At 53.8% G+C, this 26,194-nt stretch carries 24 protein-coding genes and 1 tRNA gene; 24 read left to right on the plus strand and 1 reads right to left on the minus strand.

Annotated features, from left to right (window positions below; all coding sequences use genetic code 11):
* The gene (ligA, locus tag TREBR_RS06200) at positions 1-1,941 is read left to right on the plus strand and encodes an NAD-dependent DNA ligase LigA (RefSeq protein ID WP_013758346.1); all 1,941 of its coding nucleotides are present in this window, start codon (positions 1-3) and stop codon (positions 1,939-1,941) included.
* Positions 1,941-2,561, plus strand: coding sequence for a hypothetical protein (locus TREBR_RS06205; protein WP_013758347.1), 621 nt, complete (start codon positions 1,941-1,943; stop codon positions 2,559-2,561). The genes ligA and TREBR_RS06205 overlap by 1 nt, the downstream gene beginning before the upstream one ends.
* Here TREBR_RS06205 and TREBR_RS06210 read toward each other — a convergent pair.
* On the minus strand, positions 2,538-3,530 hold the full coding sequence (locus tag TREBR_RS06210) for a M23 family metallopeptidase (RefSeq protein ID WP_245523741.1): 993 nt from the start codon (positions 3,528-3,530) through the stop codon (positions 2,538-2,540). The genes TREBR_RS06205 and TREBR_RS06210 overlap by 24 nt on opposite strands.
* Positions 3,531-3,694: 164 nt before the next feature.
* Between TREBR_RS06210 and TREBR_RS06215 the strand changes: the two genes are divergently transcribed.
* From TREBR_RS06215 to TREBR_RS06325, 22 genes are all read left to right on the plus strand, one after another.
* Positions 3,695-3,767: transfer RNA gene (locus tag TREBR_RS06215), tRNA-Lys, on the plus strand.
* Positions 3,768-3,989: 222 nt separating this feature from the next.
* Positions 3,990-4,379, plus strand: coding sequence for a DUF2721 domain-containing protein (locus TREBR_RS06225; protein ID WP_013758349.1), 390 nt, complete (start codon positions 3,990-3,992; stop codon positions 4,377-4,379).
* Positions 4,380-4,474: 95 nt separating this feature from the next.
* Positions 4,475-4,684: a FeoA family protein gene (locus tag TREBR_RS06230; protein ID WP_013758350.1), complete on the plus strand. Its 210-nt coding sequence runs from the start codon at positions 4,475-4,477 to the stop codon at positions 4,682-4,684.
* Between the two features lie 13 nt (positions 4,685-4,697).
* Complete coding sequence (locus TREBR_RS06235) at positions 4,698-4,916, plus strand: FeoA family protein (protein WP_013758351.1); 219 nt, start codon at positions 4,698-4,700, stop codon at positions 4,914-4,916.
* Positions 4,917-4,966: 50 nt separating this feature from the next.
* Entirely contained in the window at positions 4,967-7,111 is a 2,145-nt protein-coding gene (feoB, locus tag TREBR_RS06240; RefSeq protein WP_013758352.1) for a ferrous iron transport protein B, read from the plus strand.
* Positions 7,112-7,180: 69 nt separating this feature from the next.
* Positions 7,181-7,339 (plus strand): FeoB-associated Cys-rich membrane protein, encoded by a 159-nt coding sequence (locus TREBR_RS14090; protein ID WP_013758353.1) that lies wholly within the window; start codon positions 7,181-7,183, stop codon positions 7,337-7,339.
* An 84-nt stretch (positions 7,340-7,423) separates the two neighbouring features.
* Positions 7,424-8,002, plus strand: a complete 579-nt coding sequence (locus tag TREBR_RS06245) for a DUF3793 family protein (RefSeq protein ID WP_013758354.1) — start codon at positions 7,424-7,426, stop codon at positions 8,000-8,002.
* 11 nt (positions 8,003-8,013) lie between these two features.
* Positions 8,014-8,442: a flavodoxin gene (locus tag TREBR_RS06250; RefSeq protein WP_013758355.1), complete on the plus strand. Its 429-nt coding sequence runs from the start codon at positions 8,014-8,016 to the stop codon at positions 8,440-8,442.
* Between the two features lie 175 nt (positions 8,443-8,617).
* Positions 8,618-9,727, plus strand: coding sequence for an ABC transporter substrate-binding protein (locus TREBR_RS06255; RefSeq protein WP_013758356.1), 1,110 nt, complete (start codon positions 8,618-8,620; stop codon positions 9,725-9,727).
* Positions 9,728-9,739: 12 nt separating this feature from the next.
* The gene (locus TREBR_RS06260) at positions 9,740-10,633 is read left to right on the plus strand and encodes a nucleotide-binding protein (protein ID WP_013758357.1); all 894 of its coding nucleotides are present in this window, start codon (positions 9,740-9,742) and stop codon (positions 10,631-10,633) included.
* A complete protein-coding gene (locus tag TREBR_RS06265; protein WP_013758358.1) occupies positions 10,630-11,904 on the plus strand; it encodes a nitrogenase component 1 in 1,275 nt (424 codons plus the stop codon). Before TREBR_RS06260 ends, TREBR_RS06265 begins: the two co-directional genes overlap by 4 nt.
* A complete protein-coding gene (locus tag TREBR_RS06270) occupies positions 11,901-13,118 on the plus strand; it encodes a nitrogenase component 1 (protein WP_013758359.1) in 1,218 nt (405 codons plus the stop codon). Before TREBR_RS06265 ends, TREBR_RS06270 begins: the two co-directional genes overlap by 4 nt.
* A gap of 10 nt (positions 13,119-13,128) precedes the next feature.
* The gene (locus tag TREBR_RS06275) at positions 13,129-14,235 is read left to right on the plus strand and encodes an ABC transporter substrate-binding protein (protein WP_013758360.1); all 1,107 of its coding nucleotides are present in this window, start codon (positions 13,129-13,131) and stop codon (positions 14,233-14,235) included.
* Between the two features lies 1 nt (position 14,236).
* Positions 14,237-15,256, plus strand: a complete 1,020-nt coding sequence (locus TREBR_RS06280; protein WP_013758361.1) for a FecCD family ABC transporter permease — start codon at positions 14,237-14,239, stop codon at positions 15,254-15,256.
* Positions 15,253-16,038 carry an ABC transporter ATP-binding protein gene (locus TREBR_RS06285; protein WP_013758362.1) on the plus strand — a complete coding sequence of 262 codons (786 nt, stop codon included), beginning with the start codon at positions 15,253-15,255 and terminating at the stop codon, positions 16,036-16,038. The genes TREBR_RS06280 and TREBR_RS06285 overlap by 4 nt, the downstream gene beginning before the upstream one ends.
* A gap of 131 nt (positions 16,039-16,169) precedes the next feature.
* Positions 16,170-17,726 (plus strand): response regulator transcription factor, encoded by a 1,557-nt coding sequence (locus TREBR_RS06290; protein WP_013758363.1) that lies wholly within the window; start codon positions 16,170-16,172, stop codon positions 17,724-17,726.
* A gap of 37 nt (positions 17,727-17,763) precedes the next feature.
* On the plus strand, positions 17,764-18,750 hold the full coding sequence (locus tag TREBR_RS06295; protein WP_041610696.1) for a sensor histidine kinase: 987 nt from the start codon (positions 17,764-17,766) through the stop codon (positions 18,748-18,750).
* The gene (locus tag TREBR_RS06300) at positions 18,747-20,201 is read left to right on the plus strand and encodes a sugar ABC transporter ATP-binding protein (protein ID WP_013758365.1); all 1,455 of its coding nucleotides are present in this window, start codon (positions 18,747-18,749) and stop codon (positions 20,199-20,201) included. Before TREBR_RS06295 ends, TREBR_RS06300 begins: the two co-directional genes overlap by 4 nt.
* Before the next feature lie 99 nt (positions 20,202-20,300).
* Complete coding sequence (locus TREBR_RS06305) at positions 20,301-21,806, plus strand: sugar ABC transporter ATP-binding protein (protein ID WP_013758366.1); 1,506 nt, start codon at positions 20,301-20,303, stop codon at positions 21,804-21,806.
* Between the two features lie 2 nt (positions 21,807-21,808).
* Positions 21,809-22,813, plus strand: coding sequence for an ABC transporter permease (locus tag TREBR_RS06310; RefSeq protein ID WP_013758367.1), 1,005 nt, complete (start codon positions 21,809-21,811; stop codon positions 22,811-22,813).
* Between the two features lie 124 nt (positions 22,814-22,937).
* Positions 22,938-23,855, plus strand: coding sequence for an ABC transporter substrate-binding protein (locus TREBR_RS06315; RefSeq protein ID WP_013758368.1), 918 nt, complete (start codon positions 22,938-22,940; stop codon positions 23,853-23,855).
* A 377-nt stretch (positions 23,856-24,232) separates the two neighbouring features.
* On the plus strand, positions 24,233-26,194 hold the full coding sequence (locus TREBR_RS06325) for an InlB B-repeat-containing protein (RefSeq protein ID WP_041610354.1): 1,962 nt from the start codon (positions 24,233-24,235) through the stop codon (positions 26,192-26,194).

The following is a 26,194-nucleotide window of genomic DNA, read 5'->3' on the forward strand; positions in this document are numbered from 1 at the left end:
ATGGATTTGTTTGAAGCGTCGCGCGTGCAGGAACTTGCCGCGCTTATAGAAAAATATCAGGATTCGTATTACAACGGCGAAGCGGAAATCTCCGACGCGGAATTCGACGCGCTCTGGGATGAATTGAAGCAGCTCGATCCGGCTCATCCGGTGCTGCACCGCATCGGCTCCGATTCGGGAAATTTTCTGAAAGCCTCGCACCGTATGCCGATGGGCAGTCAGGAAAAAGCGGCTGATCCCGAAGAATTTCTTGCCTGGGCGGAAAAACATCCGTACGACGAATATCTGGTGGAATATAAACTCGACGGTGCGAGTCTCGAACTGCAATACGATAACGGCGTTTTCGCAAAAGCGGTAACGCGCGGCAACGGCGCCGTCGGCGACGATATCACGGTAAACGCGCGCAAAATGGGCGGCGTAAAACTGCGTCTCACGCGGGACTCCTCGCCGTGTCCGTATACCGGCAGTATCCGCGGTGAAGTGGTCATGGATCACGACGTACATCGCACTCATTTTCCGGACAAGGCGAACTGCCGGAACGCGGCGAACGGGCTGATGCGGCGTAAAGACGGCGAGGGCTGCGAATATCTGCACGTCGTCTGCTACGACGCGCTGTTCTCCGATCATCAGTTTGCGGACGAGCAGGATAAAATAGCGTGGCTTTCGGCGTGCGGTTTTCAAACGGTACCGCTTGAAATCTGTAAAACGGCGCAGGAAGTAATCGATTACCGCGCCAAAGTGATGGAATCGCGCGCGGAACTTCCGTACGATATAGACGGCCTGGTCGTAAAAGAGCGCCGCATCGATCCGGAAGACGCCGCAAGGGCGCGTCCCGACCGGCAGATTGCGTTTAAGTTCAGTCTGGAAGAAGCCGTTTCGGTCGTCCGGGAGATCGAATGGAGCGAATCCGGAGCGACGTACACGCCGATCGCCGTTTTTGATCCGGTGGAACTCGCCGGAACCACGGTAAAACGGGCGAGTCTGGTAAATCCGAATACGATGCGCGCGCTCGGCGTGCGGTTGGGCAGCCATATCGTCGTGACCAAGCGCGGAGAAATCATTCCCAAAATCGAATCGGTAGTACCGCAAAGCGACTCTGCGGAAGATTCGCCGGACGAATCGGCAACGTGCGCCGTGCCGTCCGAATGCGGTACGTGCCGTACGGCGCTGGTCGACGAAGGTACGCGGCTGTATTGCCCGAACAAAGCCTGTCCGAAGCGCATTCTGCATCGGCTTGAAAAATGGATAACCGTGCTCGATATCCGCGACTTGGGCACGACGCTCATCCGCGCGCTGTTCGATTCGGGGCGCGTCCGCTCCGTTTCCGATTTGTATACGCTTACGGTTCAGGAACTGACGCCGTATTTTCTGGCGGAAGAAAGTCTTGCCAAAGAGAAAAAATCGCTCGGTGCGGAAAAAGTGTACAAGTCGCTGCAGTCGCGCAGAAAGATTTCACTCGCCGCTTTTGTCGCGGGATTCGACATAGAAGGAATCGGCGAAACGCTCGTTGAAAAACTCGTCGCCTCGCATCCCGATATGGATACGCTCGAAAAGCTGCTCGGCGCGGCGGAAGCCGAAATCGCGCTCGTAAACGGATTCGGCGATATTACCGCGCAGGCGCTGGTGCAGGGGCTCGCCGAAAACGCTGCGGAGATGCGCTCTTTAGTCGATTCCGGAACGATTGAACTTGAAGCGGTCGTTTCGTCGGGAAAACTTTCGGGCCGGTCGTTCTGCTTTACCGGAGAGCTGTCCGTTAAACGCTCGGAAGCCGAACAGGCCGTCAAAGCACTCGGCGGTACGACGAAATCGTCGGTGGTAAAAGGACTTTCGTATCTGGTAACGAACGACACGGAGTCCGGTTCGTCCAAAAATAAAAAAGCTGCTGGCCTTGGAATTCCGGTCATCGACGAAGCCGCTTTTTGGGAATTGGTGCACGGCTGATGACGGGCAGTGCAGGACGTTTCCGCCGGACGAACCGGATCCTAAAAACGATAGCGCTGCTTTTGACGGCCGTTTTCCTGTCGGCAGTGCTGCTGTACGCGTTCCGTTTTTTCGTCTGTTTTTCAGCGGCGAAGCAAATTCCCGATTCGTTTTCCTACGTTCCGATGCGCTTCGTCATTCTGGGCAGCGGCGAAGATACGGTCAGCGCGCGTTTTTGGCTGTACGATACGTCTGATCGGGTGATCGCCGCAGTAGAGCGCTCGTGGAATACCTCCGCACTGTATCTGGAATTCGCCGGCGCGGTATTCCGCGGAAAGTCGGTTCTGTTTCCGTATAAAATAACGGCGGAAACCGCCGGCTTCCGTTCGTTTCCGCGCGGCGGCACGGAACTGGTTCCGTATTATATGAAAAACGGCCGGTGCGCGCTGTTCTCCGATACGGTGCCAGCTTCGGTGCGCAACGCGCTGTATTCGATATGCCGCTTCGCACTGCCGTCGGCTCAGCTGTTTTCCGGAGCGTACGTTGCGACGTCCCGCGTGTGGCTCGGCGGCTGTGAAACCGGCGTGTTTTATTCGGTTTCTATCGATACGTCCGGTTCAATCCGGCTTATGAAAGAATGAAAAATCTCCGGTAAAGAAATCGGGGTTTACCGCTTCTCCGTTCAGCCGTATTTCCCAGTGCAGGTGAGGCCCCGTAGCGAGCCCGGTTGCCCCCGACACGCCGATTTGCTCCCCTTGCTTGACCAGCTGATTTTCAGCGACGGAAAACGAATCGAGGTGATAATACAGACTGTACAGACCCGGCATATGTTCGATGACGACGCTCCAGCCGGTCGAGACCCGGTTTTCGGCAAGAACGACTTTTCCCGTTCCGCACGCGTACACCGGCGTTCCGGTCGGAACGCCGTAGTCGATTCCGTAGTGCAGGCTGGTGGAAGATTTTCCGTTTACGTATGCGTATACGCGCCGATCTCCGAAAAACGCCGTGCGCCGATTCGCGGCGGTCGGCGGCGTAAAGGCTCCTTGCTGATACAGCGCGTCCGGATCCACCGTAAACAGAATGTCGTTCAGCCGCTCGATCTGCTGCATACGCCGGGGACTTGCGTCGGTTTTGATCGCCGTATTCGATTCGTTCAGTTCAAGCGTTTCGCTGATGAATTCTTTTTCCTTTACGGTGACCGGCAAGGAAAATTTCATGAAATCGTCGGCGTACACGCGGTACATGATATCTATCGTATACGTACCCGGTTTTTGCCACGTTGAAACGGGCAGCAAAGCGCACAATTCGACCGGTGCGTTCTGCCGGGGCTGTTTTGCAGGCGCCACCCTGAAAAAATCCGTTTTTCGGGATTCACCGAACGCAAGGACGGCGCTCGTCTCCGCCGCCGGTTCCCGCGCGGTTTTTCGGGACGGAACGAACTGCATGGTGGCGCAAATTGCGTCTCCCGGATATACCGCATCCGTATAGGACACATATATGGAATAATCTTCACCGGTATACACGGCGTTGTTCACTGCCACGCCCGCATGCACGGAGGGCAGAACCGTTCCCATGATTAAACAAAGTAAAATCTTACGCATCTTCAACATGCCGTTCAGTATATACATATTTTCCGTTCCGTGCAAGAAAAATATGTGCTGTCAAAAAAAGTGAAAATAGTGCGTTTTTTTCATTTCCCCTTATTGACATTTTATAGTGCGTTTGCTATATTAGTAAAGCATTCAGCAATGAATGTCACTTACAAAAGTAAGTTGGGCTACTAGCTCAGTAGGTAGAGCAACGCCCTTTTAAGGCGTGGGTCACTGGTTCGAATCCAGTGTAGCTCAAAAAGCAAACTCCGTTAAAATGCACTCCAAAATCGGACGGATTCCGTTCGGTTTCAGGCGGTGCATTTTTTATTGCCCGCGGCGGATATGTCAGGCGTGCCGGATCTGCCGATCTGATAAATCGCGGCGAACCTGCCGGCGGATTCAGGCGCTTCAATATTTTCTCCGGCTCTTCACTAAAAAAGTCGATACGTTTATACTCTGAGAAAAGGAGGTTCCGGTATGGAATTTACGATAAGTACGCCGGCGTTGCTTTTTTCCGCAATTTCTCTGCTGATGCTCGCGTATACGAACCGGTTTTTGGCTTTGGCGAGTTTGATCCGGCAGCACATCCAGCTGTACGAAAGCGGAAAAGATGAAAACATATTGAAACAAATCCAAAACTTCAAAAAACGGCTTAATATCATCAAATACACGCAGATATTCGGTGTATTAAGCTTTCTGCTGTGCGTTATAAGCATGTTTCTGATATTTTTGAATATGCCGACCGCTGCCGAAATCGTTTTCGGTGCGAGTCTCATCGCGCTTTTCATTTCATTGGCGGTGTCTCTGCAGGAGATTTTCCTTTCGATCGGCGCGCTCAATATCGAAATGAATCGTTTGAAAAAATAAAATTCCGCTCGGATTGCCGTTTTCCTGTTGACAAAATAGTTAGCTTGTGCTAATTTCTAGGTGTAAAAGTTAGTAAGAGCTAACGGGAGGCCGCAATGCCGCTTATTATGGCGAAAACCGGTGAAGAAAAACTGATAAAGAAAATCGGCGGAAAAAGCGAAACGAAAGCGTTTCTCGAAAAACTCGGATTCGTTACCGGAGCTTCCGTCTCCGTCGTGACGGAAATGGCGGGCAATCTTATCGTGCAGATAAAGGATTCCCGTATCGCGATAAGTCGTGAAATGGCTTCAAAAATACTGGTGTGAGATTGGAGGTTGTATGACGTTACGTGAAGTAAAGCCGGGTGCTACCGTGTCGGTAGTAAAACTCAGCGGCGGCGGGGCGGTAAAACGCAGGATAATGGATATGGGTATTACCAAAGGCGTCGAAGTGTTCGTGCGCAAAGTTGCACCGCTCGGCGATCCCGTCGAAGTTACGGTTCGCGGATACGAACTTTCCATCAGAAAGGCAGATGCGGAAACTATTGAAGTTCAATAATTTTTTTTCGGTAAAAGTTAGTTTTTGCTAATTATAGCAGGAGTAAAAGTATGACATATAAGATAGCACTTGCAGGTAATCCGAATTGCGGTAAAACGACGTTGTTCAACGTGCTGACCGGTTCAAATCAGTTCGTCGGAAACTGGCCGGGAGTTACGGTTGAAAAAAAAGAAGGAAAGCTGAAAGGCTACACGGACGTAACGGTCATGGACCTTCCCGGTATTTATTCGCTTTCTCCGTATACGCAGGAAGAAGTCGTTTCGCGCAATTATCTGGTTAACGAGCGCCCCGACGTCATTTTGAATATTATCGACGGTACCAATCTTGAACGCAATTTGTATTTGACGACGCAGCTCGCGGAACTCGGTATTCCGATGGTCGTCGCCGTAAACATGATGGATATCGTCAAGCGGAACGGAGATGTCATTCATAAAGAGGCGCTGTCAAAGCAGATCGGCTGTCCGGTTTTTGAAATTTCGGCGTTAAAAGGTACCGGTATAGCGGAGGCCGTTGCAAAGACAGTCGATTTTGCAAGTAAAGGCGATGCGATGCGGTATCAGCATCGGTTCGCCGGCTGTGTGGAACACGCGCTCGCTCATATCGAAGAAGCGGTGCTTCACGATATGGATGAAAAGGTACAGCGCTGGTACGCGGTCAAGCTGTTCGAGCGTGATGAAAAAGTCGTTAAAATGCTGAAACAGAGCGGCGTTCTTTCAGACGAAATGCGTGCGCATATCGAAAGCGACATCGTTTCGTGCGAAAAGGAACTCGACGACGACAGTGAAAGTATCATTACGGCCGAACGGTATAAATATATCGAATCGATCATCAAAAGCTGCCGTACGAAAAAAGGCACGCAGGGTTTGTCCGTGTCGGACAAGATCGACCGCGTCGTAACGAACCGTTTTCTGGCGCTGCCGATTTTTGCCGCGGTGATGTTTTTCGTGTATTTCGTTTCCGTTACGACGGTCGGTGCGATGCTGACCGATTTTACGAACGATACGCTCGTCGGCGAATGGATCATGGCGCCGCTGTCAGGCTTTATGGAAAGCGCGGGCGTTGCGCCGTGGCTTTCGGGACTTATCGTCGACGGTATTATCGGCGGTGTGGGAGCGGTTATCGGCTTCGTGCCGCAGATGCTCGTGCTGTTCCTGATGCTGGCGTGGCTTGAAGCGTGCGGCTACATGGCGCGCGTCGCGTTCATTATGGACCGTATTTTCCGCCGGTTCGGCCTTTCCGGTAAATCGTTCATTCCGATGCTGATAGGCTCCGGCTGCGGCGTTCCGGGTATTATGGCGAGCCGCACGATCGAAAACGAACGCGACCGCAGAATGACGATCATAACGACGACGTTCATTCCCTGCGGTGCAAAAATGCCGATCGTAGCGCTTATTGCGGGCGCGCTGTTCGGCGGTGCCTGGTGGGTGGCGCCGAGTGCGTACTTCGTGGGTGTGGCGGCGGTCATCGTGTCGGGAATCGTGCTGAAAAAGACCCGGATGTTTGCCGGTGATCCGGCGCCGTTCGTTATGGAACTTCCGTCGTATCACTTACCGACTGCGGGCAACGTGCTGCGCAGCATGTGGGAGCGCGGCTGGTCGTTTATCAAAAAAGCCGGAACCGTTATTCTGCTTTCAACCGTGTTCGTGTGGTTTACGTCGAACTTCGGTTTTACCGAAAACGGATTCGGTATGGTGGACGATTTGTCCGACGGATTGCTGGCCGTGATCGGCCGCGGATTTGCCTGGATTTTTGCGCCGCTGGGATGGGGCAACTGGCAGGCTGCCGTTGCGGCGATTACCGGATTGGTGGCCAAAGAGAACGTCGTCGGTACGTTCGGCGTGTTGTACGGATTTGCCGAAGTGGCGGAAGACGGTGCCGAAATCTGGGGTACGCTCGCGTCGAGTTTTACCGCGCTTTCAGCGTATTCGTTCCTGATTTTCAACCTGTTGTGCGCACCGTGTTTTGCGGCGATGGGGGCTATCAAACGTGAAATGAACAGCGGTAAATGGACTTCGTTCGCTATCGCGTATCAGTGTCTGTTTGCCTGGGTTATTTCGCTGTGCGTGTATCAGCTGGGTATGCTGTTTACCGGCCACGGATTCACCGTTCTGACGGGAGTTGCGCTTCTTGCGTGCGCCGCGTTGTTGTGGATGCTGTTCCGGCCGGCTCGGGCATCGGATAAAAGTATTGCATAAACCGGACGGAAGCCGGTTTGCGCCCGCGCGGCTGCAAACCGGTACTTCCGGTTCGATTAAGGAGTTGTTATGGCAACGATTATTGTCGGAATCATCGTGCTCGCAGTGATTGCTGCGGCGGTAATAAAAATCATCCGCGATAAAAAAAGCGGCAAGGGATGCGGCAGTTGCGCGTCGTCGGGAAGCTGCCCGCACTGCGGCGGCTGCGGCTGTCACGGTGATGAATGATTTTTTAGAAAAGATTTTTTTTACATGTCGGTTAGTGCTGACTAACTTTAATGCCGGCCGCCGGGACGGCTGCCGGGGGGTGTTATGAGCATTGAACGGACGATTATCCATTTTTGTGCGCCGTCGCTGTGCGGCATAAAAGCGGCTTCGCTGGTGTCCGTCGGAAAAGATACGTACCGGCAGTGTCTGGACCGTATCAGGAATTTGGACGGAGTGCTGCGCGGAACCGGTAAGCGAATCGTTCCCGTTACCCGGACGGAAAATCGGACGCTTCTGTTCGTGTACGACGAAGCGCTGCTGAACCGGCGGCTGTGTGATCCGCAGATTGCCCGGTATCTGGGTGACAAAGGATATCCCGTTGCCGAAGGAGCCGCCGCAGTGCTGCCGGCTTTTCTCAAGCGGCTGTCGGGCGCGCAGCGGTTTCCGCATGAAACGGGGGTGTTCCTCGGGTATCCGTTGGAAGACGTCGTCGGGTTTGAAGCGCACGGCGGCTGCGGCTGCAAATACTGCGGTTATTGGAAAGTGTACGGTGACGTTGAATCGGCGCGCCTGCTGTGTTCGCAGTACGAGCGGTGCCGGACGTTGTGCAAACAATGGTTCGAGGAAGGTCATTCCATTCCTCGGCTGATAGAAAAATATACGGAGCGGCAGGGCGCCGCGTGATAGGAGGCAGTATGAAAGCAGTTATCGTTTATGCCAGTACGACTGGTAATACGGAGCAGATGGCGCAGGCCATCGCGGAAGGAGTAAAAGCGGCCGGTGCGGAAGCGGTCGTCAGCAGCGCCGAAAAAGCTTCGGAAGCGGACGCGCTGGCGGCGGACGTGCTTCTGTTGGGAAGTCCCGCTATGGGAGCCGAAGTGCTCGACGATCCGATGGAAGCGTTTTTTTCGTCAATCGAAAATTCGCTTTCAGGAAAAAAAGTCGGTCTGTTCGGCTCGTACGATTGGGGCGACGGTCAGTGGATGCGCGATTGGGAAGAGCGCGTTAAAGCGGCCGGCGCGCAGTTGCTGAACGGCGCCGGTCTTACCGTGCACTTGACGCCGGAAAGCGCAGATAAAGAGTCCTGTACGGCTTTCGGTACAAAAGCCGTTCGTGATAAGTAATGTAAAAAAGTTCCCCACGTCCTTTTGAAACGCCCTGCGGCAAGTATGTTTCTTGTCAGTCTTGCGCAGACGTTTCACTCCGGGTGCCGGTGCAAGTGAAGGGGCGCCGGTGCCCGGTTTTTTTTACGGTAAAGCAGTCGGAACGGAGTTTGTGATACCTGCGAGGAGATATTATATGAAAAAATACCGTGCCGCAGCTACCGCGGTTCTGTTTTGCAGTGGATTTTTAGTGTTGTTTTCCGGCTGTACGCCGAAAAAGCCGATCGGAACGACGAGAACGATCGTTGATCAGGTGGGACATACGGTCGTGCTGCCTGAAAAAATCGAGCGGGTCGTGATCGCGTCGGTCTGGCCGCTCGCGTCGGTATACTGTCTGGCGTTCGGCACCGACACGTTGGTCGGTCTCGACCCGGCGATCATCAGCGCTGCCGAAAATTCGATGCTGATAAAAATAGCGCCGGATATCGCTTCTATTCCGAGTTCGTTCAGCAAAAACGGTATGCTGAACGCGGAAGCGCTGGCCGCCTTAAAACCGGACGTCGTTTTGTATGCATCCGGCGTGATGGAAGATTACGATGTTGCGACTCAGGCGGGAATTCCCGCGGTCGGGTTCAGTTTGAGCATAAGGGACTACAACGCCGTTGAAACGATCAACAGCTGGATCGAACTGCTCGGCCAGGTTATGGGAACCGACATGTCCGACAGCGAATACGTCGCGTACGGCCGGGAAATGGAAGCGCTGGTTGCCGGCCGCATTGCTTCCGTAAAAGATACGGACAAGCCTGCCGTCATGTTTATCCACAAATACAGCGACACGGGAATGACGGTTCCCGGTCTTTCGAGCTGGGCCGATTATTGGATCAGCGCGTCGGGCGGACGGAACGTCGCGTCGGCATTTAAGGGCAGCATGACGACCGGTATGGAACAGGTGTACGCGTGGAATCCCGATTCGATTTTCATTACCAATTTTACGGAAGCAGTGCCGGAGGATCTGTACGCGAACGCGATCGGAACTGCCGATTGGAGTCCGGTGCAGGCGGTCAAAACGGGAAACGTCCGTAAACTGCCGCTGGGAATGTACCGTTGGTACGTAACGTGTTCTGATTCTCCGCTCATGCTGCTTTGGATGGCCAAACAGAATCAGGGCGAATTGTTCGCCGATATCGATATGGAAGAAACGGTGCGCGATTTTTACCGCCGTTTTTATGATTTGGAATTGAGCGACGCGGATATCGAACGGATTTGGACGCCGAATCGGGCCGCCGCCGCGGGAATAAAAAAATAGGATCGTATCAGTATGATAAAAATTGCGATATACGGTAAGGGCGGCATCGGGAAATCGACGACGACGGCCAATTTGTCCGCCGCGCTCAGCGGCATGGGCTATACCGTCATGCAAATCGGCTGCGACCCGAAGGCCGATTCGGTAAAAACGCTTATGGGCGGAGTGAAAATACCGTCCGTGCTCGACCGGCTGCGCGGCGTTTGTGATTCCGGCGGCTGCGGCTCAAAATGGGGCGGCAGCGATTTCGGCGGCGCCGGCATAAAACTTGAAGACATCGTGTTCAAAGGGTTCAACGGCGTTTTGTGCGTCGAAGCGGGCGGGCCGACGCCGGGGATAGGCTGCGCGGGGCGCGGTATTATAACGGCTTTTGAAAAATTGGAGGAACTCGGCGCGTATGAAACGTACCGGCCCGACATCGTTCTGTACGACGTACTCGGCGACGTCGTGTGCGGCGGCTTCGCCATGCCGATCCGGAACGGATACGCCGATCACGTGTTTATCGTTACGTCGGGAGAAATGATGTCGCTGTACGCGGCGGGCAACATCGCGTCTGCGGTGCGTAATTTCGGCGCGCGCGGATACGCTTCGTATTCGGGCGTTATCCTGAACGCGCGCAACGTTGAAAACGAACGCGAGATCGTGGAACGTGCACTGCTTGAAATCGGCGGCAGCATCGTGTCGGAAATTCCGCGCTCCGGTACGGTGCAGGAAGCCGAATTGCAGGGAAAGACCGTCATCGAAGCCTGTCCCGATTCGGAGCAGGCCGAGCGCTACCGGGAATTGGCGCGCCGCATTCTGAAGCTGACGGGTGCGGAAGCGCCTTGCGAAACGGTTTGCGGATCACCTTGCGAGCGTACGGCGAGCGTAGCGGACGCGGCAGTTATTGCGGAAGGACGGTACGTATGAGCTGCTGCGGATACTGCGCGTCGTTCGATAAAACGCTGCACTACGTTTCTCCCGCACACGGCGGCTGGGGCGTTATCAGGGTTGCCGCGCTGGTGCCGGAAAGCTGGCTGCTGTTCGTCGCACCGTTCGCGTGCGGCCGGCACGGCGCGCTCGGCGGTATAGAGGCGGGAATAAAAGATCGAGTGTTTTACGTGTTTATGGACGAACGGGATATCGTGTCGGGAGATTACGAAGCGCTGATTCCCGACGCCGTCGGCGAATTGTTCGATACGCTCGGAACGAGGCCGAAAGTGCTGTTCGTATTCGTTTCGTGTCTGGACGATTTACTCGGAACGGATAACGAAGCGATTATCGAACGGCTTTCGGCTTCGTATCCCGACGTCGCGTTTCGCTCGTGCCATATGAATCCGGTTTCAATGGATACGCCGAATCCGCCGGGCGTAACGCTGCTGGACACGATGTACGGACTGCTGCAAAAACCGACCGTACGGACAACGGACGGAAGGCGGATCGTGATGCTGGCGGGCAATAACGCCGCGCTGAACGGCGACTGCGAACTTTCTTCGCTGCTTGCCGAAAAAGGAATCCGGCTGCGCCATATCGGCGAATGCCGTTCGTTCGCGGAATTTCAGGAACTCGGCGGCAGTGCGCTCAACCTGCTTTTGCGGCCGGCGGCGCAAAAAGCGTGCCGTTCTTTGGAAACCCGTTTGGGCATTCCGTATCTTGAATCGTGGGTTACCTACGATCCGGACGATGTGGCGCGCTGGTATCGGACTTTAGAAGAAAAATTGGGAACGGGACCGCTCGGCTGGGAAGCCGCGTACGAGGAAGCGCAGCGTGCCGTTGCCCAAACGCTGCTCGCCGTCGGTTCCGTCCCGATCGCGATAGACTATCAGGCGGTGTTGCTGCCGTTTTCACTTGCGCGGATGCTGCTTTCCCACGGTTTTTCCGTGTGCCACATCGCTGCAAAAGAATGTCCCGCGATCGACGCGGAAAACAAACGGTGGATTACGGAACATCATCCCGACGTGCAGACGCTGAACCCGCTCCATCCCGATATGGTGCGTTTCGCGCTGCGCGGTACGGACTGTATCTGCATAGGCTTCGATTGCAGCTATATGACCGGTTCGACGAAAACGGTCAATCTGATGGAAGACGAAGGTTTGTTCGGTTTCGCGGGTATCTGCACGCTGATGAAAAAAATTCGCGACGCCGCGGTGTCGGAAACCGATTTGCGGACGGTAATCAGGGAGGCGAAGCTGGTCATATGAGTAAATTATGCATTACGCTGCCGCCGTTCGCACCGGATTATTCGGGAATCGCGGCGGCGCTGTTCGAGCTGGGCGGTTTGGTTGTCATTCACGACGCGTCGGGTTGTACCGGAAATTATACCGGATACGACGAACCGCGCTGGTTCGGCTCCGACGCGGCCGTGTTCTGTTCAGGTCTGCGCCATATGGACGCGGTGCTCGGCAACGACGACCTGTTCATCAGCCGGATCATTGCGGCGGCGCTTTCGCTGAAGCCAGCGTTTATCGCCGTACTCGGCAGTCCCGTGCCGATGGTGATCGGCACCGACTTTGCGGGAATCGCGGCGGAAATCGAGCAGCGGACCGGAATTCCGAGTTTCGGGTTCGCCTCGAACGGTCTGCGCTATTACGGTACCGGAATAGCCGCGGCGATGCGGGCGCTGGTGGAACGTTACGCGGACGCCGCACTGCCGAAAACGGAGCGCACCGTAAACCTTTTGGGAATGACGCCGATCGATTTTGCAGCGGGCGGCAACGCGGATGATTTTATCCGCGCGTTCGAGGCGAGCGGAATAACGGTCGTCGCTCCGTTCTGTATGGGACTGACGCTCGACGCGGTGAAGCGTTGCGGAACTGCCGCGCTGAACGTCGTCGTTTCGCAAAGCGGAATCGCGGCGGCCCGTTTTATGCAGCGGAAATTCGGTACGCCGTTTATCGTGCGGACGCCGATCGGCAGCGAACCGGCGGCGGTTGAAGAAGCGTGCGCGTTTTTCGGCGGTACGAAAGCCGCCGTGCGCTGTGAGCCGGCGGCAAATGGCGAATCGGATGCGTACAGCGAGCCGGCGGCAAAAGGCGAACCTGACGACCGTTTATCGTCCGGCGGCCGCGTGCTGATCGCAGGTGATCAGGTCGTGTCGGATTCGATACGGTGCGAACTGCGCCGCCGCGGCTTTTCCGGTGAAATCTGCACGGCGTCCCTGTTCGATACGGATGCGGATTTCCTGCAGCCGGGAGACGCCGCCGTCCGCAATGAAAAACAACTGCGCACGCTGGTCCGCGACGGCGGGTATAAGACTATAGTCGCCGATCCGCTCGTTTTCCAACTGGTACGGGATACGTCCGTGCGCTGCATCGCGCTGCCGCATCCGGGAGTATCCGGGCGGCTGTCCTGGAACACGTGTCTGCGGTATGTAAGCGGCACGATGGATGAATTGATCAATCATATCATGGTATAGGAGAACTCTCATGTCAAAAAAAATATATATATTCGTACTGACGGCGGCGGCGCTGCTGACCGCCGTGCTTCCGGGGTGTTCAAAAACGGCAAAGCCGCAGGCAGCCGAAACGCGGGTCATTACCGATCACACCGGCGGCGAAATCGAAATACCGGTGCAGATAAACCGCATCGTCATCGGCTCCCTTTTGCCGCTGCCGTCGGTGTATTGCCTGTTCGCCGGTTCTGCGGAAAAAATCGTTGGAATGAATCCGGGATCGATGTCCGCCGCTGAAAATTCCTTTTTGCCGATGCTGTTTCCCGATATTCTGAACGCGGACACCGGCTTCGTTGAAAACAATACGGTGAACATCGAACAGCTGCTGAATCTTGAGCCGGACGTCGTGTTCTATTCGGCAACGAATCAGCAGGAACGAGAGGCGTATCAGGCAGCGGGAATTCCCGCCGTCGGGTTTTCAACGTCGATCGCGGGCTTTAACTGCATTGAAACGTACGCCGCCTGGATCAGCCTGTTGGGTGATATTTTCGGCGAGGAAGAGAAGGCCCGTGAAATGATCGAATACGGCCGGCAAACGGAAGCCCGTATCAGCGCAAAAATAGCCTCCGTTCCCGAATCGGAAAAACCGCGGGTTCTGATTCTTTTTCACTATGATAACGGAATCATCAAAACGTCCGGCAGTAATTTTTTCGGACAGTATTGGATAGAAACTGCCGGCGGAATAAACGTTGCCCGCGACTTGAACGGTATGCCGCAGATAAATATGGAACAGGTGTACGCGTGGGATCCCGACATGATTTTCATTACGAATTTTTCACCGTATTTGCCCGAAGATCTGTACGGCAACGCGATAGCCGGTCACGACTGGAGTACGGTAAAAGCGGTGCGGAACGGACGCGTGTATAAATTCCCGCTGGGAATGTACCGTTGGTATCCGCCTTCATCGGATACGCCGCTTTCACTGCAGTGGCTCGCCTGCAAAATGCAGCCGCAGCTGTTCGCCGACACGGATATGGACGAGGTGATCAAATCGTATTACGCACGGTTTTACAACGTGCAGTTAACGGACGGCGATTTACGGACCATATATAATCCGGCGCGCGCCGCTTCGGGAAAATGATATGAACGCGATAAAAAAAACGGCGGTACGCGTTCCCGCCGCAGTGCTGCTGCTGCTGCTGCCGGCGGCGACGGCTTTGGTGTGTCTGGGCTTCGGACGGTACGCGCTGTCGTTTTCCGACACCGTGCGCCTCATACTGAACGTGCTTGCCGGAAAAGAAGTGAACGCAACGGCTTATTCGGTGCTGTTCAACGTGCGGCTGCCGCGGATACTGCTTGCGGCGTCCGTCGGCGCAGGACTTGCCTGTGCGGGTGCGGCGTTTCAGAGCCTGTTTACGAATCCGCTGGCAACTCCCGACACGCTCGGAGTTGCCAGCGGTGCGTCGTTCGGCGCGGTTTTGGCGATGATGGCCGGCGGCAATCTGATAGCGATACAGTTGACCGCGCTCGTAGCCGGTATGGTTTCGTGCCTGCTCGTCTACGCGATTGGCCGATCCAAAAATAAAGGTTCCATCGTTATGGTCGTTTTGTCCGGTATGGTGGTGTCCGCGCTGTTTCAGGCGTTGGTTTCACTGCTCAAATATTTGGCGGATCCCGAAGATCAGCTGCCGGCCATAACGTATTGGCTTATGGGAAGTATGGCGGGCGCGTCGTACCGGAATTTGGTATTGGGGCTGCCGTTTATCGGAATCGGAGTCGTTACGCTGTTCTTGTTGCGGTGGCGGCTGAATATTCTGTCGCTTTCGGAAGACGAAGCCAAATCGCTCGGAGTGAATTTGCCGCTCCTGAGGTTTTGCGTTATCGCTTCTTCTTCCCTGATAACGGCGTCGTGCGTTTCCATGTGCGGGCAGGTCGGCTGGGTGGGCTTGCTCGTGCCGCACATCACGCGGATGATTTCCGGCAGCAACAACAAGTCGGTCGTTCCGTTCTGCATCAGTTTGGGGGCAGTGTTTATGCTCGTGATGGATACGGCGGCGCGGAGTATGAGCGCTGCCGAAATTCCCCTGTCGATTCTGACGGCGGTCATCGGCGCGCCCTTTTTTATCAGTCTGCTTCGGAAAACGGGAGGTACGTATTTATGACGTTTGAAGTACGAAACGGTTGTTTCGGATATGGGCGTACGCAGATTTTGAGCGATATCAATTTTTCCGTAGACGGCGGGGAGATTTTGGCCGTTTTGGGTGCGAACGGCGCGGGCAAGACGACGCTGCTGAAATGTCTGCTGGGACTGCTCAAATGGCGGTCCGGGAACACGTTCGTCGACGGGCGGAATATCGGCGCCCTGAAAGCAGCCGAATTGTGGCGGTACGTTGCGTACGTTCCCCAAGCGAAACAGAGCGTTTTCGGTTATTCGGCGCTGGATATGGTTTTACTCGGCAGAAGTTCGCGGGTCGGAACGTTTTCGCAGCCCAAGTCGTCCGATCTTGCCGCCGCGGAACAGGCGCTGAACGATACGGGGATCACGCATTTGAAAGACCGGCAGTGTTCGCGCATGAGCGGCGGCGAGCTGCAAATGGTATTGATCGCGCGGGCACTGTGCGCCGAACCGCGTCTGCTCGTGCTCGACGAACCGGAATCCAACCTCGATTTCAAAAATCAGCTGGTCATTCTCGAGACGGTAAAAAAACTGTCGCGGGAGCGGCACATTTCGGCGATTATCAACACGCACTATCCGAATCACGCGCTGCAACTGGCCGACAAAGCGCTGCTTTTGGATAAAGCCGGTTCGGCGTGTTTCGGTCGGGCGGCGGAAATCATATCGGAAAGCAATATGAAAAACGTATTCGGCGTGCGCGTCCACATCAGCGAATTCGCGTATCAGGGAACCGATTTCAAAACGGTAACGCCGCTGTGCATCGCCTGACGTGAGCAGATTACCGATATAAAAAGATTGACAGATCCGAATCGCTCGCTTATAGTAAAACGACAGGCTGAAGCGGTTCGGTACCGTCCGGCAGCCTGCGTACGACTTTCAATCTGGGGATTTACGGCTACATGGACGATGTAAAAACACGGTTGGTGATTCTTGACGATGAAAATCATATCATCCGTCTTTTGCAGGCGCTGATTCCGTGGCGCGAACTTGAAATCAGTTACGAAGGCTGCGCCGGAAACGGTGCGGACGGAAAAGCGCTCATACTGGAAAAAAAACCGGATATCGTCATTACCGATATAAAAATGCCCGGAACTGACGGGTTGTCGCTGATTGCCGACGTGCACGAAACGCTGCCGGAAACCGATTTTATCATCGTGAGCGGCTTCAGTCAGTTCGATTACGCGCGCAAAGCGATCGTTTACAACGTCGAAAATTACCTGCTGAAACCCGTCAACAAAGACGAACTGCGCGCGACCCTTGAAAAACTCATCCGCAAAAGACGCGTCCGCGAAGGGGAAATACGGACGATACGGCAAAGCGCCGAACGGAAACGCTGCACGCTGTTCGGTACGCTGCTGACGGACGCGCAGCGCCGGGAACCGCTTTCCGCTTGTCCCGAATTCGAGGCCGTCGGAGACGCGGCGCGCCTGTGCCTTGTCAAGACGGATTGTACGGGAACGGCGATCGCGGCGGAACTGTACCATTTGCTGCAGGATAAAACGACGCAGATTCTCAAAACGCATCACGCCGATCTCGCCGTATATTTCGAGCGGGACGTAACCTGTTTTCTACTCGCGTCCGAATCGGAGCGCGACGGCGCGGTTCGGGAACAGCTCGCGCCGATTCTGTTCGATTTGCAGAAAATAACGGAAGTGTTTCCCCAGCTGCGCTTTACGCTTTTTTTCGGCGGCCGGCTGCGGCAGCCGCTGTGCGACGAATACCGGCTGTTGCTGAGACAGCTGCCGCTGCGCAGAAAAGAAGGTGCGCCGCGGATACTCGCCGCCGAAACCGTTCCGGAGCGAAGTATTCCCGCCGGAGTTTTCGACTGCTGGAACCGAGACTGTGAAAAGATGCTCGACAGTCTTGATCCGGCCGTCGCCGATTCGCTGCTGCTGCCGTTCGTACGGACGGCGGCGGAACTTCCGGAACCGGAAGCGGAAACCGCGCTGCTGACCGCGGGGCGCCGGTTGGCGGTAAAGGCGGAAGAACGGCAGCCGGAGCGGCAGTTCTGGTTTGAGCGGACGTTCGTTCCCGCGCTGCAGCTTGCCGGGACGGCGGCTGAATTATACGACCGGTTCTGTGCCGAAATAAAAAAACTGATTGCCGAAATGGGTGCCAAGCGGGAACAGGACACCGTCCGTCCCGTTCGGCTCGCCGACGCGTACATGCAGCGGCACTATATGGATTACGATATTTCACTCGAGCGGGTGGCCGAAACCGTTTCGCTGACGCCCGCTTATTTTTCCATGCTGTACAAAAAGGAGACGGGCACCGGTTTTCTTGAAGCGCTGACCGCGGTCAGGATAAAAATGGCGAAGCTGATGCTTCAGGACAGCTCTGAAACGGTTGCAAAAATAGCGGCGGCCGTCGGCTATACGGACATAAAATATTTCAGCCGTATTTTCAAAAAAACGACGGGAATCACGCCGAATGAATTCAGACAATTCTACCGCTGATTTTACGCCTCACGCACAACGGAGGCCGCCGTCCGCGGTGAAACGGAAGCCGTTGTATCTGATCCGGATATTGTGTGTCCTGCTTGCCGCAGCGTGCGCGGCGGCGGCAGGAGCGTTGGCGTTCCGACACGTTGAAAGCGGCCTCCTGACCGGTTCTCTTATCAGCGTGTGCCTGGCCGTGGCGATTGCGGCGTTCGCGTGCTTTCGCGCTTTCGCCGAAACGGAACGGTACGTGCGGCTGTATCTTGAGGGAAACGGAACGGAATCGGTGCGGCGTATCCGGCTGCATTATTCGGCCGCAACGGAAAAACTGCTGGCAGCGCAGCTGGAATCGTCTGACGAAGCTTTTCAGCAGGAAGAAAACCGGCGCAGGGCACAGTATCTGGCGCTCCAGAATCAGATAAATCCCCATTTTTTATACAACACGCTGGAAGCCATCCGATCGGAGGCCGTCGTCGCGGGGCTGTCCACCGTTGCCGACATGTCGGAAACGCTGGCGAACTTTTTCCGTTACACGGTGAGCACTATGTCCGAAACGGTAACGCTCGCCGACGAACTGAAAAACGTACGGGATTATTTCACCATACAGCGATTCCGCTTCGGCGACCGTATCCGGCTGCACGTTCTCATTCCGCAGGACAGTCCGCTGCAGTTTTACCGGCTGCCGAAGCTGATTTTGCAGCCCATCGTGGAAAACGCCATCATTCACGGATTGGAAGACCGCGTGCGCGGCGGGGAAATCACGATCGACGCGCGCAGCACGCCGCGTAATCTGATTCTGACGGTGGAAGACAACGGCAAAGGAATCGCGCACGATAAGCTGATAGAAATGAACCGGCAGCTGGGAATGCAGTTTTCGTCGGCGGAACGTACGGGAAAACAGCGCGGAATCGCCGTCTTTAACGTAAACGAGCGGCTGCGGCTGCTGTACGGAATGCATTGCGGACTGACGTATTGCAGTATGCCCCGAATCGGAACGACCGTTGAAATCGTCCTTCCTCCCGCGCCGGAGTCCTGCCGGTGAAGCGCGAAATACTGTCGCTGCGGCACGTCTGTCTGTCACGGGACGGCGAAGAACAGTTAAGTGAAGTAACGTTTTCACTTTACGAAGGCGACGTACTCGGACTCATTTCTCTGGATAATCAGGGACTGGACGCGTTGGTCGAACTCGTTCTGCATAACCGGCGGCTTGACCGCGGCCATCTGTTCTTTGCGGAAAAGGAAGTTTCAAGTTATCTGGGCTGTACGGCAAAAGAAAACAAAGCGGCCGTCGTCGAATCCGTCAGCCATCTCATCCCCGCGCTGAACCTTGCGGATATGTTTTTTTTCGCAAAGAAAAAAGGACCGCTTTTGGTTCACCGCGCGAAGCTGAACCGGCAGATCCGCATGATTTTTGAACCGTACGGAATGAAACTGACCGGCGCTGAATATCCCGATCAGCTTTCCGCGCTCGACCGCTGCCGGGTCGAAATCATAAAAGCAAAGACGTTCGGCTGCAAAGTGATCGTCGTGCGCGAACCGTCTTCGTTTTTGAGCGCCGGAGAACTTGCCTGCCTGCATCTGCTGATACGGAAACTCGCCGCGGAAGACGGAATCGCCTGCATGTATCTGTGCAATCATCACCGGGAAGTCATGTCCGTATGTTCCCGGCTCGCCGTCATGTACGCCGGCACGGTCGTGCTCAACAAAGCGTCGGCGGCCGTGACGGAACGCATGATGAGCGTCGTCAGTGAAGATTTTATCAAGTCGATCACCGGTTTGCCCCGGCCGGCCGCGCCGGCGGCGGAGCCGCTGGCGACGATACGCGGCAAAAACGGTTTCGCACTGACAGTCTTTAAAGGCGAATGTCTGGTGCTGCTCGATCTGGATAATAAAACGATACCGCGGATCGCCGACGCGCTGTTCGCCCGGACACCGTTTGCGGCGCGCCGGCCGGAGTACCGCGTTTTTATCGACGGTACGGAGGCGTACCGTAATCCGCTGCTGTGGTCGTTCATTCCGGCAGAACCGGCGGGACGAACGCTTTTTTACGACTTGAGCTATATCGATAATCTGACGCTTAAAAATTCCAGCCGCAAACTGCCGCATTTTTGGCTTTTCAAACGGTACCGCGCGCACGTGTGCGGCGAGTACCGGCGGATCGTCGGCGACGTCGCGGAGAGCGGCAATTTATATCAGCTCGGTCAGCGCGAACTGTACGAACTGATATATCTGCGCGCCGGGCTCGAACGGCCGAAGGTTCTGTTCATCGTGCAGCCGTTTATCGGTATGGGCATGTATCAGCGCATCCGAATCTTGGAATACATTTCGCAGCTGCGCCGCGCAGGCATCACCGTCGTCATTCTCGCCGTTTCTCTGTCCGATTCGCTGCAGGCGGCGTCGCGGCTGATTCTCCTGCAGGACGGCCGGATAGAAAAGGAACTGCCGCCGGAACGTTTCGATCAGGCGGCTTCCTACGGCTTGGTCGTCCGCTAGCCGCCGCAATCGTAAAAAAATCCCCCCGTTTCAAAAGAATATCATACTGTTCAAACGGCAAAACCGGCCTTAGACTGAAATACGTAAAGGGAGGACTGCATGTCGCCAGTCATTGTGGAAATGAATCGTATCTCCAAAACGTTTCCCGGCGTACGCGCTTTGGACGAAGTGGATTTTGAACTGCGATCGGGAGAGGTTATGGCCTTGCTCGGTGAAAACGGCGCCGGAAAATCAACGCTGATGAAAATTCTGTCGGGAGTGTACGCGCGCGATTCCGGAACGGTACGGATCTTCGGTGAAAATCTGGAACACATCACGCCGGTCGTCGCGCGCAGGCACGGCGTGGCGATCATCCATCAGGAGCTGCAGATGTGCCAGCATCTGAGCGTTGCCGAAAACATGTTTTTGGGCCGCGAATATTGCCGTAAAGGCGGACTGCTCGACGAAGCGGCGATGCGCGCGGAGGCGGCGCGCGTGCTGAAATCACTGTGCATCGACATAGATCCCGATACGAAAGTCGGTGATTTGGCGGTATCGAAGCAGCAGATGGTCGAAATTGCCAAAGCGCTGTCCGCTCGTGCGCGGATTCTCATTATGGACGAACCGACGAGCGCGCTGACGAGTAAGGAAATCGACGAACTGTTTTCAATCATTCGCACGCTGAAAGAAAACGGCGTCGGCATCGTGTATATTTCTCATCGGCTTGAAGAATTGCAGCACATCGTGGATCGCGTAACGGTCATGCGCGACGGCAAATACATAATGTCGGGAAATTGGCAGGACACGACGCTCGACCGGATAATTACGGATATGGTGGGCCGTGAAATAAAAGAAAAATTTCCGCGGATTTCCTGTACGCCGGGAAAAACGATTTTGAGCGTTACGAACTTGAGCGCGGGCTCTCTCGTATCGGGAGTGAATCTGAGCGTCCGCGAAGGTGAAATTTTGGGCATCGCGGGACTTATGGGAGCGGGGCGTACGGAACTGACGCGCGCGATCTTCGGCGTAGACGGCAAAACGAGTGGTGAAATCGTGCTCGACGGCAAACCCGTTACGATACGCACGCCCGCCGACGCTATCCGCTGCGGCATCGTTTTAGCTCCGGAAGACCGTAAAAAAGACGGCCTGTGCACGAAACTGGCGGTACGTGAAAACATATCGCTTCCGAACCTCGACCTGCTGTGCAATCCGTTCGGAATCGTAAACCGCAAAAAGGAACGGGAACTTACGGAACGGGCGGTTTTGAACTTTAAGATAAAACTGCCCCATGCCGAAGTGGCGGCGGCGTCGCTGTCCGGCGGAAACCAACAGAAAGTGGTCGTCGCGAAATGGCTGTCCCGAAAAAGCCGCGTCGTGTTCTTCGACGAGCCGACCAGGGGAATAGACGTCGCGGCGAAAGTCGAAATCTATCAGCTGATGAATCGGCTCAAAGCGCAGGGAATCGGCGTCGTGTTCGTGTCATCCGAACTGCCCGAAATTTTGGGAATGGCGGATCGGATCGCCGTCATGTGCGGCGGAAAAATTTCGGGCGAATTGTCCGGAAGCGAAGCGACGCAGAAAAATATTATGGTTTTGGCAACCAAATTCGAGAAAAAGGCAGGGTAATTATGAAATACGAAAATCCTTTCAGACGTATGGCGGCGATACGCGGTATGGGACAAGTGCTTACCGTGGCCGCGGGACTGGTCGTTCTGTGCGCCGTGTTCGGAATTCTGAATCCGACGTTTTTTTCGAGCCGGAACATGAACAATCTGCTGCGTCAGATTGCGCCGATACTGCTCATCGGTATCGGGCAAAGTTACGTTCTGATTACGGGCAATATCGATTTGTCCATCGGCTCGGTCGTGGGCATGTCCACGATGATAAGCGCGACGCTGATGACTCACGGCGTCGATCCCTGGATTGCCGTCGCCGTTACCTTCGTGTGCTGCATCTTGGTCGGACTCGCCAACGGCTTGCTCGTCGCCGGCTGTAAACTGCCGCCGTTTATCGCGACGCTCGGTACCATGACGATCGCCCGCGGCATAGCGCAGATAGCGAACGGAAACTACAATACCGACAGCATCGGACCCGCCGCCGAAGGTTTCAGGAATTTCTTTTATTACGGCAAAGTGTTCGGCATATTTTCAACGGTGTGGATTGCGGCGGTGCTTTGGCTGCTGTTCAATTTTCTGCTTGCGCGGACCCGTTCCGGGCGGCACGTATACGCGATCGGTTCAAATCCCGAAGCCGCCAAATTGTCCGGCATCAGCATTCTGTCGACGACGGTCAAAGTATACGCGGTGTCCGCCGTCTGCGCGTGCGTCGTGGGGCTGACTCAATGCGCGTCGGCGGGAATGGGTGCGATGGACGCGGGAAACAGCTACGAATTGTACGCCGTCGCCGCGTCGGTTATCGGCGGCGTTTCGACACTCGGCGGGCAGGGAATCCTTTTGGGCACCGTCATCGGAGCGGCTATTTGGGGCGTGCTGCAAAACGGATTGCAGTTTGCCGGCGCGCCGGTCGCTATCAGAAATATCGTCATCGGAGTCATCGTCGTCGTGTCGGTGCTGCTGGACGTGATCGTGCGTGGCGGCAAGCGGATTAAACGCGGAAAGTTCAAAGACGCGTAATTCGCGTAATGCGTAATTCGCGTAATAATGGTTGAAAATCGGGAAAAGCAGTCCGAAAGCGATACGCTTCGGGTTCGCTTTATCCTGAACATAAACAGTTTCATAGCGTAAGGAGGAAATAACTATGAAAAAAATACTTGCGGGAATGCTGATTCTGTCGTTTGCGGTTGCCGGTGCGTTTTGCGGCGGCAATAAGGATTCCGCGGCGCGGAAATTCAAAGTGCAGCTTATAACGATGGATCAGATGGATCAACACTGGGCGAACGTTGACAAAGGCGCAAAAAAAGCGGCGGCAGAACTGGGCAATATCGAGTATAAATGGAACGCTCCGGCCGTTAAAGACGACGCGCAGCAGATCGAGTGCATCAACAATGCGGTCGCGCAGGGTGCCGATGCAATTCTGCTCGCGGCGAACGGTCCGGACGCGGTAACTTCGGCGCTCAAGGAAGCAACGGCGGCCGGCGTTAAAATCATTTACGTTGACTCTGCGGCCAATTATCCGGGAGAAGCGACGCTTGCGACGGACAATAAAGCTGCCGGAAAAACGGCCGGTGAACAGATGCTCGCAAAACTGAAAGCGGCCGGAATCACCGGCGGTTCCATCGGCGTTATCAGCGTAAACGCCGCGACTGCATCGACGGTGGCGCGTGAAAACGGTTTCAAAAGCGCCTTCGACGGTACCGGCTTTACGATTCTCGCCACGCAGTATTGCGACGGCGATGCGGCGCGCTCAAAAGACGCGGCGGCGAACTTCATTACGCAGGGCGTCGTCGGCTTATTCGGTGCGAACGAAGGTTCCACCGTCGGAATCGGCAACGCCATCCATGAAAGCGGCGCTGCGGTCGTCGGCGTGGGATTCGACAAGTCCGATATGATCCAGCAGCTGATAAAAGAAGGCTATCTGCTGTGTACGATGGCGCAGAATCCCGACGTCATGGGATACGAAGGAATCAAAGCTGCGGAAGCCGTTCTCGGCGGAAAACCGATTGCGGAAAAAAACATCGATACCGGCGTGTCCGTTTTGACGAAAGACCGTATCTGATATACTACTGAACGTTCGGTGCGGCCGCAACACGATAAAGCCGCCGCACCGCGTTCGTTTTACGTTACCCACCCCCCATATGTGCGCCAGCCACTAACGGAAAAAGATAATCAGAAAGGCTGTATTAATTGTGCGATTAGTGATGCGGCAATAAAAGAGCTTTACAAAATAAAGAATATCATTTATAATAACATAATGAAGATAAAAAAGTATTTGAACTTGGCAATCAATCAATCAATCAATCAATCAATCAATCAATCAATCAGATAAATTTTTCTTTTTTTAAGAGGAATCCGTTCTTGTGCAACTAAAATAAGCACAGGGGCGGATTTTTTTTTATTTTATCACACAAAGAGAGGAGTTCGTGATGAAAAGAGTTGTGCAGATTATGGTTATCGCTTCTGTGTCTGCTTTCCTGTGAGCAGCCTGGCGGCGGAGAAAAAGAGTCCACTTATTACACTGTTACATTTGAGACAAATGGCGGCAGTAATATTGGGCCAGTAACAGTGGCAGCTGGAACAACGCTGGCAAAACCGGCTGAACCTACAAAATCGGGTTCCTATTTTGCAGGATGGTATACGGACGCTGCTGCAACAGAGTCGCTGTATACGTTTTCAAAAAAGGTAACTGCTGATTTTACGCTGTATGCAGCATGGTCAACGGAAAAACTTGAAGAGGTTAATGACTATATTCAAAAGGGCATTACTTACTTGCTGAACAAGCAGTTTTCCGAAGGGCTTAATATGTTTGAGTTGGCATATCGTAAAGATCCTACAGACGACAAAGCAAAATTGTACTCCGGTTTAACGCAGCTTGCAATGATTAGCATGAGCGATGAAGTAAAAACGTTAATTCGGGATCATTTTGGCATGACATCGTATCCCGGCAGCATAAATGCGCTTTTGTCTGACAGTTGGTTTGATACTGCATACGAAGATGTTCATACAGTTTGGATTGATGAATACGAAATAAGCGCAACATCTTTGTGGTCAGGGTATGTACGCGTGGCGGGAAGGGTAGTGGATACTGCAGACGGAGACGTTCCTTGTGCATCTGTTTATGTTAAGTCGCCTAATAATACTGATATGTTTATTAATTCGTATTATTACAGTTATTATTACGATACCTCTTTCTACAGTAAGTATCTTACGGATATACAACAGTCTGATACTGGTAATTACTTGCTGCCTGTGTCTGTAGATCCCAATGATGGAAGTAAATACTATAACGATGATTTAGGTATTGACAAGCCTTTTGATGCGAAGAATGTTGTATGTACCAATTATTGCGATTCTTACAAAATTAAAGCGAGTAACGGATCCAACTATCCGGGATTTACACTTCCTGAATGGCTTGAAAATAGTGAAGTATATACAAATTCACTCTTTAAGGGACTAAAAACGACGGAAACGTTATCCATTCTGATGCTTGCAAACATTGTTGATTTAAATACTGACGGTTTTAACGGTCTGGTTGATGATCTTATTGCAGGTGTTTTTGGCCCAACATTTACGGAAGCTTGCAGCAGAATTAATTCCATGACTGCTGCGGTCGATATTCCAGCGGATCTTATTGGCGCATTACGAGCGGAAGGAATCCTTGGAACAGATGAAACGGTAAAGGTTGGCAAAGATGAAGCAACTGCAATTATTGCAAGCCTGAAACTGTTTAAAGGTGCATTACAGTGGCTGCAGTCATATAACTTGAATTATGATTTGTCATGGACAAAAAAAGCATTCACTGACCCGGCAAGTTTTGAGTTTGATTCCAGTATCGATCCGTTTGTTCAGAATGTTTTATCCGCACGACCAAACGGCTCTGCTTTTATGAATGCTGCCAACGCAACGTTCACGGAAGCACTGACTGAAATCCTTACCTCATATAGCAATATAACGGCAGATACAAATGGAAATTATCCGGAAGCATTTAAAAACGAGATGGAAAAATACTGCGACAAATATGCTGAAATGGTAGCAACAGTTCTCAATGCGATAGAGAATAAGACAAAGTGCTCTTTAGGCGCTATCAGTATTGATTTTGGCAAATTCTTTACTCCCGGTTATTTTGCATTGACAAACTTCCTTACCGGCAGCAATGGAACACCGGAGTTCTATGTGTATGTATATGATGGTTATCAAGATGCTTTTTATAAACTGACGGTGGCAAATTATAAAACTATCAGTAATTCAGCTTGGAGTTATGTTTCTTTGGCGGTTGATACTTCTATTATTACCGATGTGGTAAGCGGTGTGTTTCCGTTTGACTCGTATGAATATATCAAGCTCGTTGGCCTTGATGATTTTATTAAGTCAGATGCAGCCGTATATTATTTGAAGTAA

Origin of the sequence: Treponema brennaborense DSM 12168, from assembly GCF_000212415.1 — a bacterium.
In the GTDB taxonomy this organism is placed as follows: Bacteria; Spirochaetota; Spirochaetia; order Treponematales; family Treponemataceae; genus Treponema_F; species Treponema_F brennaborense.

Excerpts from the sequence above, each read along its gene's own strand:
- TREBR_RS06255 (WP_013758356.1), top strand. The coding sequence starts at position 8,618 with ATGAAAAAATACCGTGCCGCAGCTACCGCGGTTCTGTTTTGCAGTGGA.
- TREBR_RS06310 (WP_013758367.1), top strand. The coding sequence starts at position 21,809 with ATGAAATACGAAAATCCTTTCAGACGTATGGCGGCGATACGCGGTATG.
- TREBR_RS06305 (WP_013758366.1), top strand. The coding sequence starts at position 20,301 with ATGTCGCCAGTCATTGTGGAAATGAATCGTATCTCCAAAACGTTTCCC.
- TREBR_RS06280 (WP_013758361.1), top strand. The coding sequence starts at position 14,237 with ATGAACGCGATAAAAAAAACGGCGGTACGCGTTCCCGCCGCAGTGCTG.
- TREBR_RS06275 (WP_013758360.1), top strand. The coding sequence starts at position 13,129 with ATGTCAAAAAAAATATATATATTCGTACTGACGGCGGCGGCGCTGCTG.
- TREBR_RS14090 (WP_013758353.1), top strand. The coding sequence starts at position 7,181 with ATGGCAACGATTATTGTCGGAATCATCGTGCTCGCAGTGATTGCTGCG.
- TREBR_RS06315 (WP_013758368.1), top strand. The coding sequence starts at position 22,938 with ATGAAAAAAATACTTGCGGGAATGCTGATTCTGTCGTTTGCGGTTGCC.
- TREBR_RS06230 (WP_013758350.1), top strand. The coding sequence starts at position 4,475 with ATGCCGCTTATTATGGCGAAAACCGGTGAAGAAAAACTGATAAAGAAA.
- TREBR_RS06260 (WP_013758357.1), top strand. The coding sequence starts at position 9,740 with ATGATAAAAATTGCGATATACGGTAAGGGCGGCATCGGGAAATCGACG.
- ligA (WP_013758346.1), top strand. The coding sequence starts at position 1 with ATGGATTTGTTTGAAGCGTCGCGCGTGCAGGAACTTGCCGCGCTTATA.
- TREBR_RS06225 (WP_013758349.1), top strand. The coding sequence starts at position 3,990 with ATGGAATTTACGATAAGTACGCCGGCGTTGCTTTTTTCCGCAATTTCT.
- feoB (WP_013758352.1), top strand. The coding sequence starts at position 4,967 with ATGACATATAAGATAGCACTTGCAGGTAATCCGAATTGCGGTAAAACG.
- TREBR_RS06270 (WP_013758359.1), top strand. The coding sequence starts at position 11,901 with ATGAGTAAATTATGCATTACGCTGCCGCCGTTCGCACCGGATTATTCG.
- TREBR_RS06205 (WP_013758347.1), top strand. The coding sequence starts at position 1,941 with ATGACGGGCAGTGCAGGACGTTTCCGCCGGACGAACCGGATCCTAAAA.
- TREBR_RS06265 (WP_013758358.1), top strand. The coding sequence starts at position 10,630 with ATGAGCTGCTGCGGATACTGCGCGTCGTTCGATAAAACGCTGCACTAC.
- TREBR_RS06245 (WP_013758354.1), top strand. The coding sequence starts at position 7,424 with ATGAGCATTGAACGGACGATTATCCATTTTTGTGCGCCGTCGCTGTGC.
- TREBR_RS06250 (WP_013758355.1), top strand. The coding sequence starts at position 8,014 with ATGAAAGCAGTTATCGTTTATGCCAGTACGACTGGTAATACGGAGCAG.
- TREBR_RS06210 (WP_245523741.1), bottom strand. The coding sequence starts at position 3,530 with ATGTTGAAGATGCGTAAGATTTTACTTTGTTTAATCATGGGAACGGTT.
- TREBR_RS06285 (WP_013758362.1), top strand. The coding sequence starts at position 15,253 with ATGACGTTTGAAGTACGAAACGGTTGTTTCGGATATGGGCGTACGCAG.
- TREBR_RS06290 (WP_013758363.1), top strand. The coding sequence starts at position 16,170 with ATGGACGATGTAAAAACACGGTTGGTGATTCTTGACGATGAAAATCAT.
- TREBR_RS06235 (WP_013758351.1), top strand. The coding sequence starts at position 4,698 with ATGACGTTACGTGAAGTAAAGCCGGGTGCTACCGTGTCGGTAGTAAAA.